Genomic DNA, 12,695 nt, shown 5'->3' with positions numbered 1-12,695 from the left:
GTTCACGGACCCTTCATCCCATCTGGTCTAGACCAGCTGCGGCGCACTCGTCAGGGTGGTGGTCATGCGAGTCGTGGTGGTGGGCGCCGGGATCCTCGGCACGGCCCACGCGTGGCAGGCGGTCCTGCGGGGACACGAGGTCGTGCACCTGGAGCGCGAGCGGGAGGCCCGCGGCGCCAGCGTGCGGAACTTCGGGCTCGTCTGGGTGTCCGGACGCTCCCCCGCCGAGCTGCCGGCCGCGCTCCGCTCCCGGGAGCTGTGGGAGAAGCTCGGGGCGGACGTGCCGGGGATCGGCTTCCGCCCCAACGGATCCCTCACCCTGGTCCGGACCCCCGCCGAGCTCGCGGTGGCCGAGGAGGTGATCGCCCGGGCCGATGCCGCCGACCGCGGCGTCACCCTGCTCGAGCCGGACGAGGTGCGGCGCCGCAACCCGGCGCTGCGCGGCGAGTTCCTGGCCGGTCTGCACTGCGAGCGGGACGCCGCCGTCGAGTCGCGGGTCGCACTCCCCGCGCTCCGTGCCCACCTGGCGGCGTCCGGCCGCTACACCTTCCACGCCGGGCGCGAGGTGGTCGGCATCGACGGCGGCACGGTGGTCGACGATCTCGGCGGCCGCCACGGGTCCGATCTCATTCTGCTCTGCACCGGCGCCGCCCTCGGCGGCCTGGTCCGCGAGCTGGTCGGCGAGCTGCCCGTGCGCCGGGTGCGGCTGCAGATGATGCAGACCGAACCGCTGGGTGAGGAGCTCACCACCTCCCTCGCGGACGGCGACAGCTTCCGCTACTACCCCGCGTACGCCGGGGCCGCGCTGGACCGGCTGCAACGGACCCAGCCCCAGACCGCGGTCGCCGCGGCCCACCGCATGCAGCTGCTGTGCGTGCAGCGCCTGCACGGCGGCCTGACGATCGGCGACACCCACGCCTACGACGAGCCCTTCGACTTCGACCTCGACGACGCCCCCTACCGCCACCTCACCGAGGTGGTCGAGGGGCTCCTCGGCCGCCCGCTGCCGGCGGTCACCCGCCGCTGGAGCGGCGTGTACGCCCAGGCCACGACCCCCGACGAGCTGGTGCAACGCGCCCGGACCGGCCCGGTCCACGTGGTCACCGGCCCCGGTGGACGCGGGATGACCCTCGGCCCCGCCCTCGGCGAGGCCACCGCCGACCTGATCGGACTGTAGAGATGGACTTCGCCCTCGCCGTGCTGGACATGGCCGGCACCACCGTGGCGGACGACGGCCTGGTCGTCCGCGCCTTCACCGCGGCGCTGGACGACCTGCGGGTCGGTGACGCCGAGCGCCCGCGCATGCAGCAGTACGTCCTCGACACCATGGGCCGCTCCAAGATCGAGGTCTTCCGCGCCCTGTTCGCCGCGGAGTCCGACGCGCAGCGGGCGAACGCCGCGTTCGCCGCCGCCTACGACGAGCTGGTCGGCTCGGTGGTCCCGATCCCGGGCGCCGAGGACGCGATCCGGGCCCTGCAGGAGGGCGGGACCAGGGTCGCGCTCACCACCGGCTTCGGCGCCGGCACCCGCGACGCGCTGCTCGACGCGCTGGGGTGGGCCGATCTCGCGGACCTCACCCTCTGCCCGGCCGAGGCCGGCCGCGGGCGCCCCCATCCCGACCTGGTGCTCACCGCCGTCCTCCGCCTGGAGATCGACGACGTCCGCACCGTCGCCGTCGCCGGCGACACCACCTCGGACGTCCTGACGGGCCTGCGCGCCGGGGCCACCGTCTCGGCCGGGGTGCTGACCGGCGCCCACGACGCCGCCGCTCTCACCGCGGCCGGCGCCACGCACGTGCTCGACTCGATCGCCGACCTGCCCGGTCTCCTCGGCCATCGATAACGACTATCGCCGCAATACGGACAGCTATCGTGGCCGATTCAACGGTTCTTCATCTCGTGGACGTGAACCGCGTCGGAGTCGGTCAGGTTCCGCTGTCACCTTCTTCCGGCCGCACCCGATCGGGTGATGCGGACGGTGTGCCGCCGCGACGTCGTGGCCGGCTTCCGATCGATCGAACATGGAGCGACGCATGCGGAGAACTGTGATCGGCGCCGCCCTCGCGGTGGCGGCAACCCTGGTACTGGGGGCCTGCGGATCGGGCGGGGGCTCGACCGCGACGAACGCGTCCGGCGGGTCCGGCGCCGACGTGAGCAAGGCGGCGAGCCTCGCCGACGTGGGCGGGATGGACGCCCTGGTCGCCGCGGCGAAGAAGGAGGGTCAGCTCAACACGATCACCCTCCCGGCCAACTGGGCCAACTACGGCACCATCATGAAGAGCTTCACGGACAAGTACGGGATCACGATCACCAACGCGAACCCGGACGGCTCCAGCCAGGACGAGATCAACGCCGTCAAGCAGCTCAAGGGCCAGGACCGCGCCCCGGACGTGCTCGACCTCGGCCAGTCCTTCGCGATCGGCGCCGCCAAGGACGGGCTGCTCGCGCCCTACAAGGTCGCGTCGTTCGGCGACATCCCCGCCGCGGCGAAGGACCCCGACGGCAAGTGGTTCAGCGACTACGGCGGCTACGTCTCGATCGGCTACGACCCGGCGAAGGTCCCGAACCCGCCGATGTCGTTCGCGGACCTGCTCAAGCCCGAGTACAAGAACATGGTCGCCATCAACGGCAACCCGACGCAGGCCGGTGCGGCGTTCGCCGCGGTCTACGCCGCGTCGCTCGCCAACGGCGGGTCGTTCGACAACATCGGGCCCGGTGTCGACTTCTTCGGCAAGCTCAAGGCGTCGGGGAACTTCGTCCCGGTCACGGGGTCGCCGTCGACGGTCCAGAGCGGCCAGACCCCGATCCTGATCTGGTGGGACTACCTGCAGGAGTCCTCGGTGGCCAGCCAGCTGCCGTCGTGGAAGGTCGTCATCCCGACCGACGCCACCTACGCGTCCTACTACTCGCAGGCGATCAACGCGACCGCCCCGCACCCCGCCGCGGCGCGGCTGTGGGAGGAGTACCTCTACTCGGTCGAGGGCCAGAACCTCTGGCTGAACGGCTCGGCGCGCCCGATCCTGCTGCCGAAGCTGGTCAAGGACGGCACGGTCGACAAGGCCGCCCTCGCGAAGCTGCCGCAGGCGCCCGCCGGCGACCCGACCTACCCGTCGGACGACCAGCAGACCAAGGCCAAGGCCGTCCTCTCCCAGCAGTGGACCCAGGCCGTCGGTGCCTGACCTGACCACCACGCCGCAGGACCCCGCCGCGCGCGGTGGGGTCCTGCGGTCCCTCACGCCGTGGGCGGGCCTGCTGCCCTTCGCCGCCTACACGCTGCTGTTCCTCGGCGTGCCGGTGATCGCGATCGTGGTCGGCGCGCTGCAGGACCCCGACACCGGGGCCTTCACGTTCGCCAACCTCGGGATCGCGACCAGCGGCGTCTACGCCAAGGGCTTCGTCACCAGCATCCAGCTGTCGATCGTCACGGCCGTCGTGCCCGGGATCGTCGGGCTGCTGGTGGCCTACGCGGTGCAGACCAGCCGCAGCTCCGTGCTCAAGCGGGCGGTGTCGACGGCCTCCGGGGTGTTCGCGAACTTCGGGGGCGTCCCGCTCGCCTTCCTCTTCATCGCGACGCTCGGCAGCAGCGGCATGGCCGTCGGCTGGCTGAAGGCGCTGGGCTTCGACCCGTACGACCACGGCTTCAGCCTCTACACCTTCACCGGCATCGCGCTCGTCTACATGTACTTCCAGATCCCGATGATGGTCCTGGTGATCACGCCCGCCCTGGAGGGGCTGCGGCCGGCCTGGCGCGAGGCCGCGGACAACCTCGGGGCGAGCTCCTGGCAGTACTGGCGGATCGTCGGCATCCCGGTGCTGTTGCCGTCGTTCCTCGGCTCGGTGCTGCTGCTGTTCGGCAGCGCCTTCTCCGCCTACGCCACCACCCAGGCCCTGACGAGCGGCAGCCTCGCCCTCACGCCGATCCAGATCGGCTCGTTCCTCAACGGGAACGTCCTGTCCGGACAGGAGAACGTCGGCAAGGCACTCGGGCTGGGCATGGTCGTGATCATCGGCGCCGTCATGGTCGTCTACAGCCTGGTGCAGCGGAGGGCGTCGCGATGGTTGCGCTGAGCGTTCCCGAGGCGGTGCCGGCACGTCCCGCCCGGCGCCGGCGAAGCACCGGCGCGAGCTGGCTGCGGTGGGTCGTGCTTGTCCTGACCGGCCTCTACTTCCTGGTGCCGCTCTACGCGGCGCTCGACTTCGCGGTGCAGACGCCCGACGGCCCGTCGCTGCAGGTCTTCGGCGGCATCCCGGGCCAGGCGGGCTTCCTCGACGCGTTCGGGCTCTCGCTCACCCTGGCCCTGGTGACGACCGTGATCACCCTGGTGCTCATGGTCCCGACCGCGATCTACGTCCACCTGCGGCTGCCGCGGGTGCAGCGGCTGTTCGAGGGCATCACGATCCTGCCCATCGTCATCCCGCCCGTGGTCCTGATCGTCGGGGTCCTGCAGGTGGCGCCGGGCGAGCTCAAGGGCACGCCGATGCTCCTCGCGCTGGTCTACGCCGTGCTGGCCATGCCGTTCGCCTACCGGTCGCTGGACTCCGGCCTGCGCGCGCTGTCGCTGACCACGCTCGTCGAGGCCTCCCGCTCGCTCGGGGCCGGCTGGACCACCACGCTGTTCCGGGTCCTGCTGCCCAACCTGCGGTCGGCGCTGCTGTCGGCGACGGTCCTCACCGTCGCCCTGGTGCTCGGCGAGTACACGATGGCCAGCCTCGACCAGTACGAGACGTTCCCGGTGTGGGTCGTCGTGTTCGACCAGGACAACGCCCACGTCTCCGTGGCGGTGTCCCTGCTCGCCCTGATCGGCACCTGGATCCTGCTGCTCCTCATCTCGCTGATCGACCGGCGGCGCCGGTCCCCGAACTCGGGAGAGTCATGACCGAGACATCCGTGCACACCGGGACCGCGCAGGCCGGGACGTCCGCCGCGGCGGCGGGCGGCGCCGCGGTGCTGCTCCGCGACCTGCGCCGCACGTTCGGGGCCACCCGGGCGCTCGACGGGCTGACCCTCGAGCTGGCGGCGGGCGAGCTCGTCGCGCTGCTCGGCCCGTCCGGCTGCGGCAAGACGACCGCGCTGCGCGCCCTGGCCGGCATGGAGACCGTCGACAGCGGCGAGATCCTCGTCGACGGGCGGGACATCACCGGGGTACCCACCCGCCGTCGGGACATGGGGATGGTGTTCCAGAGCTACAGCCTGTTCCCGAACCTCTCCGCGGCGGACAACGTGGCGTTCGGGCTGCGGGTCCGCGGCCGACGCGGCGCGGCGCGGGGCGCGCGGGCCCTCGAGCTCCTCGACATGGTCGGCCTCGCCGACCACGCCGCCAAGTACCCGCACCAGATGTCCGGCGGCCAGCAGCAACGCGTGGCGCTGGCCCGCGCGCTGGCCATCGAGCCGCGCGTCCTGCTGCTCGACGAGCCCCTCTCGGCCCTGGACGCCAAGGTGCGCCTGCAGCTGCGAGGGCAGATCCGGCTGCTGCAGACCCGGCTCGGCACCACCACCCTGTTCGTGACCCACGACCAGGAGGAGGCCCTGTCGATGGCCGACCGGGTCGGGGTCATGCGCGCCGGGCGGCTCGAGCAGATCGCCGCGCCGAACGAGCTCTACGACCGCCCGGCCACGGACTTCGTCGCCGAGTTCGTGGGCACCACCAACCGGCTGCCGGCCACCGTGACGGCGGACGGGGTCACCGCGCTCGGCGGCCCGGTGCCTGGCGTCGAGACCGGTGCACGAGGCGCCGGCACCGCGGTGGACCTGCTGGCCAGGCCGGAGTCCCTCGAGCTGAGGGCCGTCGACCACGGCCCCGGCATCGTGACCGTGAAGACCTTCCTCGGCGCCACCACCCGGGTCGGGGTCCTGCTCGACGAGGACCTCTCCGTGCTCGTCGACGTGGCCAGCCCGGTCGCCGCCGAGCTCACGGTCGGGCAGTCCGTGGAGGTGTCCGTCGCCCCCGACAGCCGGCGCCGCCTGCTCGTCGCCGACCGCCGGCCGTGACGGGGCGTGATCCTCGGCGGGACCTTGCCGAGGCAGGCGAGACCGGCGCGCGTGCTCCTCGATGACCGGCGGGCGTCAGGGGGCGTGCGCCACGCCCGGCGGACCGTCACCCCCTGCACCCCTGCGGGTGGCCAGCACGGTCACCACGCTGCCCAGCGACACGACGGCGGCCACCAGGAACGCCGCCGAGTACGACCAGGACGCCGCCACCGCGCCGCTGGCCAGCGGCGCCACGACACCGGCGACGTCGAAGGCCATCTGGTACCAGGCGATCGGAGGGCCGGAGCGGCCGGCCAGGACGTCCCCGAGCATCGCGCCGCCGGCGACCGTGCCGAGCGAGGCCGCCAGGCCGGAGAGCGCCATCGCGACCAGGTAGCCGGGCACGGTCTCGTCGACGGCGAGCAGCACCGCCGATCCGGCGGCGACCACCCCGCCGATCGCGAGCGGCCCCCGCCGGCTCCACCGGTCGACCAGCCGCCCGCTGACCGGCGCACACGCCACCTGCACGACCCCCGCGACGAGCAGACCCACACCCGTCCAGAACGGGTCGCGGTGCAGCACGGCCGCCACGAACAGCGGGATCACGGTGAACCGCAGCCCGTTGCCGATCCACGCGTTGGCGAACTGTGTCGCGATCGCGACGCCGAAGCGTCGGTCGGCCCAGGCCTCGCGCAGCCCCATCACGGCCGCGACCGCGGGGACCTCGGCGGTCTCGGTGCGCCGCAACCGGCCCAGCATCGCGACGGCGAACAGGCCGCCCACCAGCAGCAGACCGCCGTAGATCAGCAGCGGCGCGGCCAGCGACACCTCCGCGATCAGGCCGCCGACCAGCGGCCCGGCCACCCCGCCGGCCAGGAAGCCGGCGTGGAACGTCGCGGTGGCGCGACCCCGCGCGTCGGCTGGGGCGACCCGGTACAGCAGGGTCTGGCCGGCGACCGAGGTGAACACCGTCGCGGCGCCGCCGATCGCCCGCCAGATCAGCAGGCCCTCGAACGAGCCCGCGAGCCCGGCCAGCAGGCTGGTGACCGCGGTGACGGTCATCGCGACCGCCATCAGCGGGCCCGGGCTGACCCGCGCCGCGATCCGGGAGGCCCACGGCGCAGCGATGATCCGCGCCAGCGCGTAGGCGCTGACCACGCCCGACGCCGCGAGATCGGACACCTGGAACGCCGCCGCCAGCACCGGGATCACGGGCGCGGCGATCCCGTACCCGAGCCCGATGCAGACGTTCACCCCGGAGAGGACGAGAACGGCCCCCGGCATCGGCGCCCGCCCGCCCGCACCAGGGAACCTCAATGCGCCCACAGGCCCTCGAATTCGCCGTTACGGATCCATGACGCGGGCATCGGGGTCAGAACTCGCGGAGGGTGTCGCGGAGGGTTCCGCCGCTGTACGCGGAGCGGGTGAGGCCGCGCCGCTGCAGCGCGGGCACCAGGCCCTCGGTGATCTCGTCGACGAACCGGCGGGTGATGCTGCCGGTGATCAGGAAGCCGTCCCCGCCGACCTCCGCCATGACCTCGCCCATCTGGGCCGCAACGGAATCGGGGGTGCCGACGAACGTGACGTTCTTCATCGACCAGCCCAGCGCCGCCTCGCGCGGGGTACGGCCGGCGCGCATGAAGTCCGCCAGCGTGGAGCGGTGCCCGTTGGTGGTCAGGTCGCCGAACTCCTCGTCGAGCCCGAACTGCGACAGGTCGTTCTCGGTGAGCGCGGAGATGTGCCCCAGGCTGGACTCGATCCGGGCGTCGATCCCGGCGAGCATCCGCTGCTTCTTGGCCTCGGCGCGCTCGACGGTCTCGGCGAGCACCGGCTGCGTGATGAACATGATCGTGAGCTCGTCCGGGTCCCGGCCGTACGCCACCATCCGGGCACGGATGTCGTCGCGGAAGGCCTTCATCGCCTCGACCGAGTGGGTCTCGGCGGAGAGCAGGGTGTCGGCGTAGCGGGCGGCGAAGTCCCGGCCCGCCGGCGAGCCCCCGGCCTGGCACAGCACCGGATGGCGCTGGGGCGAGGCGACCATGTTCAGCGGGCCCCGGGAGCGGTGGAAGCGGCCCTCGAAGTCAATGGTGTGGACCTTCGTGTGGTCCACATAGGTCCCGGTCTCGGGGTCCATCACGAGGGCGTCCGGCTCCCACGAGTCCCACAGCTGCCGCGCGACCTCGACGAACTCGCCGGCCACCTCGTAGCGCAGGTCGTGCTCGGGCAACGTGTCCATGCCGTAGTTCTGCGCGGCCCGGTCCTCGCTGGAGGTGACCATGTTCCAGCCGATCCGCCCGTGCGAGAGGTGGTCGAGGGTCTGGAACCGGCGCGCCAGGAGCCACGGCGGGTAGAAGGTCGTGGAGCAGGTGGCGATGATCCCGATGTTGCGGGTGGCGTCGGTGAGCGCCGGAGCGAGGATCATCGGGTCGTGCTTGGGGGCGTAGAGCCCGTACTTGAGGTCGACCCGCGAGGATCCCTCGAACGCGTCGGACACCATCGAGGAGTCCTCGAGCATGACGTAGTCGAAGCAGGCGCGTTCGAGCGAACGGGCGAACTCGACGTGCGCCTCCCCCGTCGGCCAGTCGGCGCCCTCGGTGCTCGACCACGGGGAGGCCCACGGCGGGTTGGAGAAGTTGCAGAACCAGCCGAGATGGAACATGGGTCCGACCTTTCAGAAAGCGAGCAGGTTGTCCCGCAGGAGCGGGCTCGCGTACTCGGTGCGGGTGAGGCCGCGGCGCTGCAGCTCCGGCACCAGCCCGTCGCAGATCTCGGTGATGTAGCGGCGGGTGAGCTGCCCGGAGCCGCTGTAGACCAGGAAGCCGTCGCCGCCGACCTCGGCCATCACCTCGGCCATCTCCCCGGCGACGGCGTCGGGGGTGCCGACGAGCTCGAGCGACTCGGTCTGGTCCCCCACCGCGGCCTCGCGCAGCGTCTTGCCCTGCGCACGGTCGAGGAAGGTCTGCAGGATGCTCTGGCTGCCGTTCGTGGACGCCGCCGCGATCGCGGGCAGCGGCTCGTCGAGCGGGAAGCGGCTGAGGTCGAGATCGCCGCCGGACATCAGCAGCAGCCGCCTCTCCAGCCGCTCGCTCTCCAGCCCGTAGAGCCGGTCGCGACGGGCCAGCGCCTCCTCGTGCGTCTCGGCCACGATCGGCGAGACGATGTAGAAGACCTTGACCGCCTCGGGATCCCGGCCTGCCTCGACCGCGAGGCGGGACATGTCCTCGCGGTAGGCCCGCATCGCCTCGATGCCCTTGGGGATCGCCACCACCGCATCGGCATGGCGAGCGGCGAAGGCCCGCCCGACGGGTGAGCCACCGGCCTGCAGCATCACCGGCCTGCCCTGCGGCCCGGGCAGGGTGTTCAGGGGCCCGCGGCTGGCGAAGTGCTTGCCGCGGAAGTCGATCCGGTGGACCTTCTCGTGGTCGACGTAGGTGTCCGTGTCGTGGTCGACGCGCAGTGCGTCGGGCTCCCACGAGTCCCACAGCTGTTCGACGAGCGTGGCGAACTCCTCGGCGATCTCGTACCGCTCGTCGTGGGGCGGCAGGTCCTCCATGCCGAAGTTCTGCGCCGCGGCGGACCCGGCCGAGGTGACGATGTTCCAGCCGGCCCGCCCGTTCGTCAGGTGGTCCAGTGTGGACATCGTGCGGGCCAGCAGGTACGGCGGGTAGAACGACGTCGAGCAGGTCGCCACGACTCCCAGGCCGCGGGTGACGTGGGCCAGCAGCGGGACCAGTGGCACCGGATCGTGCTTGGGCGCACGCACCATCTGCCGCAGCTCCGCCTCGAACGTGCCGCCGTAGGTGTCCGACAGCGCGGTGGAGTCCTCCAGCATCACGAAGTCGAACCCGGCGCGGTCGAGCTGGCGGGCCATGTCGAGGTAGAAGTCCCCGTTGGCCCAGGTGCGGCCGGCGTTGCCCGCCCAGGGCTTGTTCCAGGCCGGGGTCATGTAGTTGGTGAACCAGCCGAGATGGAACATCAGACCCCCTCTTCGACGACGGGTGTGCGCCCGCGCAGCGCCGAGATGCACACCGCGACCAGCGACAGCACCGCCAGCACCCCGACGGTGAGCGGGAAGGCGTGGGCGTAGACGGTCAGGTCGGCGGCACCGAAGTCACCGGTCCGGCCCGAGAGCGCCCCGGCCCGCAGCGCCTCCGGCAGCCCCGCGGTCAGCAGCATCAGCGCCACCGCCGAGCCCAGCAGCGCGGCCGAGTTGTCGATCATCACGCGGAACCCGTTGGCCATGCCGCGCTCCCAGGGCCGCACGCCGATGTTGATCACGGACGCGTTCGTCGTCTGGAAGATGCCGTTGCCCAGGCCGATCACGAACAGGGCGCCGGCGACCGGGAGCCCGGAGCCGCCCAGGGCGAAGGCCGTGGCCAGCAGCGCCGCCCCGACCACCGCCACGAAGGCGCCGGCCGTGGCGAGGACCCGGGCCTGCATGTGCGCCGCCCAGCGCCCGGCCAGCGGCCCGACGAGGATGTTGCCGCAGGCCTGCGCGGTGATGCAGAGCCCGGCCGACAGCGCCGTCAGCCCGTGCAGGCTCTGCAGGTACAGCGACACCAGCAGCGGGCCGGCGGCGAGCCCGAGGTTGAGCAGCGCCGTGGTGGCGTAGGCGCTGCCGCGGAAGCGGACCAGCACCAGCCGCAGGTCGAGGATCGGGTTCGGCACCCGCCGCTCGATCATCACGAACGCGACCAGCCCGAGCACCGCCGCGGCGGCCGGCACGAGGAACGACGCCGAGCCCACGCCGTCGCCCACCCGGTTGACGGCCAGCACCACCCCGCCGACCCCGACGATCGAGGTCACCGTGCCCCAGACGTCCGCCCGGATCCGGCCGTTGGTGATCGGCCGGGTGCGGCGCAGGGACACCGCGGACCACACCGTGCCCAGCAGCGCCAGCGGCACGGTGAAGGCGAACACCGCGCGCCAGCCCAGGCTCTCGGTGAGCACCCCGCCCAGCAGCGGGCCGAGGGCCACCGCAGTCGACATGATCGTGATGTTCCAGCCGATGCCGCGGGAGACGTGGCTGGCCGGGAACGCGTCGACCAGCAGCGCCGTGGTGTTGGTGATGACCGCGGCCGCCCCGATGCCCTGCAGCGCCCGGAGCGCGATCACCGGGCCGGGGGCGGTGCAGAAGCAGATCGCCAGGGTGGCGACGGTGACCAGGGACAGGCCGCCGACGTACATCGCGCGCCGACCCACCACATCGGACAGCCGCCCCAGCGGCAGCATCAGCGTGGCCGTGAGCAGCTGGTAGGCCAGCACGAACCAGTCGCCCTGCGCCGGCCCCGCGTTCAGGTCACCGACCATGTGCGGCAACGCGAGCGGGACCATGCTCACGCTGGAGAAGGTGACCCACATTCCGAGCCCGGTCACCGAGAGGACCCGCCAGGCGTACCGGAGGTCCGCGGACGGGGCCGCTGGGTCGATCCCGAGTGCCATCAGAACTCGAGCAGGTTCTCGCGCAGCGTCGAGCCGGAGTACCCGTCCCGGGTCAGGCCGCGCCGGCGCAGCGCCGCGCCGAGGCCGTCCGCGATCTCGGCGACGTAGCGGCGGTGCAGCGAGCCCGAGATGAGGAACCCGTCGCCGCCGGCCTCCTGCATGATCTCGTCCATCTGCCCGGCGACGGTGTCGGGCGTGCCCACGAGGTCCACGGACTTGCGGGTGTCCGAGGTGACGAACTCCCGCAACGTCTTCCCCGCCGCGAGCTTCTTGAACAGGGCGAGCGAGCTCTGCGTCGCGTTGGTCTCGATGTCCGGGAACGGGGCGTCGAGGTCGTACTTCGCGAAGTCCTGCCCGGTCGCGTAGGACAGCGACGCCAGGTTCTGCTCGACCGCGCCCGCCATCGCCTTGCGGCCGCGCTCGGCCCGGTCCTGCGCCTCCCCGTCCGTCTCGCCGAGGACCGGCGTGATGATGAAGAGGACCTTGCACTCCTTGGGGTCCCGGCCCGCGGCGATCATGTGGTCGGTGACCTCCTCGCGGTAGGCCTTCATGTCCTCGACGCCGTTGACCTGCGCGATGATGGTGTCGACGTTCTTCGCGCCGAACGCGCGCCCGGCCTTGGAGCCGCCGGCCTGGCAGAGCGCGGGCCGGCCCTGCGGAGACCGCGTCGTGTTGAGCGGGCCGCGCGAGGAGTAGAACTCGCCCGCGAAGTCGATCGGGCGGACCTTCGATCCGTCGGCGAACACGCCGCGCTCCTCGTCGAGCACCACCGCGTCGGCGTCCCAGGTGTCCCAGAGCTTGCGGCACAGGTCGATCCACTCGTCCGCCATGCGGTAGCGCTCGTCGTGGTCGAACAGGGTGTCGTGCCCGAAGTTCTGCGCGGTGCGGACGTTGTGGCTGGTCACGAGGTTGAGCCCGAACCGGCCGTCTGTCAGGTGGTCGATCGTCGCCGCGGTGCGTGCCGCCATGAAGGGCGGATGGAACGACGTGGTGACGGTGGCGAAGAAGCCGATGTTCGACGTGTGCTCGGCCAGCATCGGGATCAGCGGCAGCGGGTCCTGCTTGGGCACCGAGCGGGCCGCGGCGAGCCACCAGTCGTGGTTGCTGCCGTATGAGTCCGGGACGAACGAGCCGTCCTCGAACATCATGTAGTCGAAGCCCGCCCGCTCCAGCGACCGGGCCACGTCGACGTAGAGCTGCGGCTTGTTCCACTCGGTGCCGCCGTTGCCGCTCCACATCTGGTTCCAGGACTGCACCTGGAAGGACAGGAACCATCCGAGGTGCAT

11 protein-coding genes are annotated in these 12,695 nt (G+C 72.2%); 6 read left to right on the top strand and 5 right to left on the bottom strand.

Annotated elements, in window-relative coordinates:
- Positions 1–64: 64 nt before the first annotated feature.
- From ABD324_RS18865 to ABD324_RS18840, 6 genes are all read left to right on the top strand, one after another.
- The gene (locus ABD324_RS18865; RefSeq protein ID WP_344418475.1) at positions 65–1,177 is read left to right on the top strand and encodes a TIGR03364 family FAD-dependent oxidoreductase; all 1,113 of its coding nucleotides are present in this window, start codon (positions 65–67) and stop codon (positions 1,175–1,177) included.
- Positions 1,178–1,179: 2 nt separating this feature from the next.
- A complete protein-coding gene (locus ABD324_RS18860; RefSeq protein ID WP_344418473.1) occupies positions 1,180–1,842 on the top strand; it encodes a phosphonatase-like hydrolase in 663 nt (220 codons plus the stop codon).
- Positions 1,843–2,032: 190 nt separating this feature from the next.
- Positions 2,033–3,178, top strand: a complete 1,146-nt coding sequence (locus ABD324_RS18855) for an ABC transporter substrate-binding protein (RefSeq protein ID WP_344418471.1) — start codon at positions 2,033–2,035, stop codon at positions 3,176–3,178.
- Complete coding sequence (locus tag ABD324_RS18850) at positions 3,171–4,067, top strand: ABC transporter permease (RefSeq protein WP_344418469.1); 897 nt, start codon at positions 3,171–3,173, stop codon at positions 4,065–4,067. Before ABD324_RS18855 ends, ABD324_RS18850 begins: the two co-directional genes overlap by 8 nt.
- Positions 4,055–4,876 (top strand): ABC transporter permease, encoded by an 822-nt coding sequence (locus ABD324_RS18845; RefSeq protein ID WP_344418467.1) that lies wholly within the window; start codon positions 4,055–4,057, stop codon positions 4,874–4,876. The genes ABD324_RS18850 and ABD324_RS18845 overlap by 13 nt, the downstream gene beginning before the upstream one ends.
- Positions 4,873–5,988 (top strand): ABC transporter ATP-binding protein, encoded by a 1,116-nt coding sequence (locus ABD324_RS18840; protein ID WP_344418465.1) that lies wholly within the window; start codon positions 4,873–4,875, stop codon positions 5,986–5,988. The genes ABD324_RS18845 and ABD324_RS18840 overlap by 4 nt, the downstream gene beginning before the upstream one ends.
- Positions 5,989–6,063: 75 nt before the next feature.
- Here the strand turns inward: ABD324_RS18840 and ABD324_RS18835 are convergent, their stop codons facing one another.
- The 5 genes from ABD324_RS18835 to ABD324_RS18815 form a co-directional block, all read right to left on the bottom strand.
- Positions 6,064–7,251, bottom strand: a complete 1,188-nt coding sequence (locus tag ABD324_RS18835) for an MFS transporter (RefSeq protein WP_344418463.1) — start codon at positions 7,249–7,251, stop codon at positions 6,064–6,066.
- Between the two features lie 88 nt (positions 7,252–7,339).
- A complete protein-coding gene (locus ABD324_RS18830; RefSeq protein WP_344418461.1) occupies positions 7,340–8,626 on the bottom strand; it encodes an NtaA/DmoA family FMN-dependent monooxygenase in 1,287 nt (428 codons plus the stop codon).
- A gap of 12 nt (positions 8,627–8,638) precedes the next feature.
- A complete protein-coding gene (locus ABD324_RS18825) occupies positions 8,639–9,943 on the bottom strand; it encodes an NtaA/DmoA family FMN-dependent monooxygenase (protein ID WP_344418459.1) in 1,305 nt (434 codons plus the stop codon).
- The gene (locus ABD324_RS18820; protein ID WP_344418457.1) at positions 9,943–11,409 is read right to left on the bottom strand and encodes an MFS transporter; all 1,467 of its coding nucleotides are present in this window, start codon (positions 11,407–11,409) and stop codon (positions 9,943–9,945) included. The genes ABD324_RS18825 and ABD324_RS18820 overlap by 1 nt, the downstream gene beginning before the upstream one ends.
- Positions 11,409–12,695 (bottom strand): NtaA/DmoA family FMN-dependent monooxygenase, encoded by a 1,287-nt coding sequence (locus ABD324_RS18815; protein ID WP_344418455.1) that lies wholly within the window; start codon positions 12,693–12,695, stop codon positions 11,409–11,411. Before ABD324_RS18815 ends, ABD324_RS18820 begins: the two co-directional genes overlap by 1 nt.

The sequence above is a fragment of the Pseudonocardia ailaonensis genome (assembly GCF_039531635.1).
Taxonomy (GTDB): domain Bacteria; phylum Actinomycetota; class Actinomycetes; order Mycobacteriales; family Pseudonocardiaceae; genus Pseudonocardia; species Pseudonocardia ailaonensis.
The sequence above is the reverse complement of the archived record's forward strand: the minus strand, read 5'-3'. Positions and strand labels throughout refer to the sequence as shown.

What these genes read in the sequence shown, in the direction of transcription:
- ABD324_RS18865 (WP_344418475.1), top strand. Translation starts at nt 65, where the DNA reads ATGCGAGTCGTGGTGGTGGGCGCCGGGATCCTCGGCACGGCCCACGCG.
- ABD324_RS18860 (WP_344418473.1), top strand. Translation starts at nt 1,180, where the DNA reads ATGGACTTCGCCCTCGCCGTGCTGGACATGGCCGGCACCACCGTGGCG.
- ABD324_RS18855 (WP_344418471.1), top strand. Translation starts at nt 2,033, where the DNA reads ATGCGGAGAACTGTGATCGGCGCCGCCCTCGCGGTGGCGGCAACCCTG.
- ABD324_RS18845 (WP_344418467.1), top strand. Translation starts at nt 4,055, where the DNA reads ATGGTTGCGCTGAGCGTTCCCGAGGCGGTGCCGGCACGTCCCGCCCGG.
- ABD324_RS18840 (WP_344418465.1), top strand. Translation starts at nt 4,873, where the DNA reads ATGACCGAGACATCCGTGCACACCGGGACCGCGCAGGCCGGGACGTCC.
- ABD324_RS18835 (WP_344418463.1), bottom strand. Translation starts at nt 7,251, where the DNA reads ATGCCGGGGGCCGTTCTCGTCCTCTCCGGGGTGAACGTCTGCATCGGG.
- ABD324_RS18830 (WP_344418461.1), bottom strand. Translation starts at nt 8,626, where the DNA reads ATGTTCCATCTCGGCTGGTTCTGCAACTTCTCCAACCCGCCGTGGGCC.
- ABD324_RS18825 (WP_344418459.1), bottom strand. Translation starts at nt 9,943, where the DNA reads ATGTTCCATCTCGGCTGGTTCACCAACTACATGACCCCGGCCTGGAAC.
- ABD324_RS18820 (WP_344418457.1), bottom strand. Translation starts at nt 11,409, where the DNA reads ATGGCACTCGGGATCGACCCAGCGGCCCCGTCCGCGGACCTCCGGTAC.
- ABD324_RS18815 (WP_344418455.1), bottom strand. Translation starts at nt 12,695, where the DNA reads ATGCACCTCGGATGGTTCCTGTCCTTCCAGGTGCAGTCCTGGAACCAG.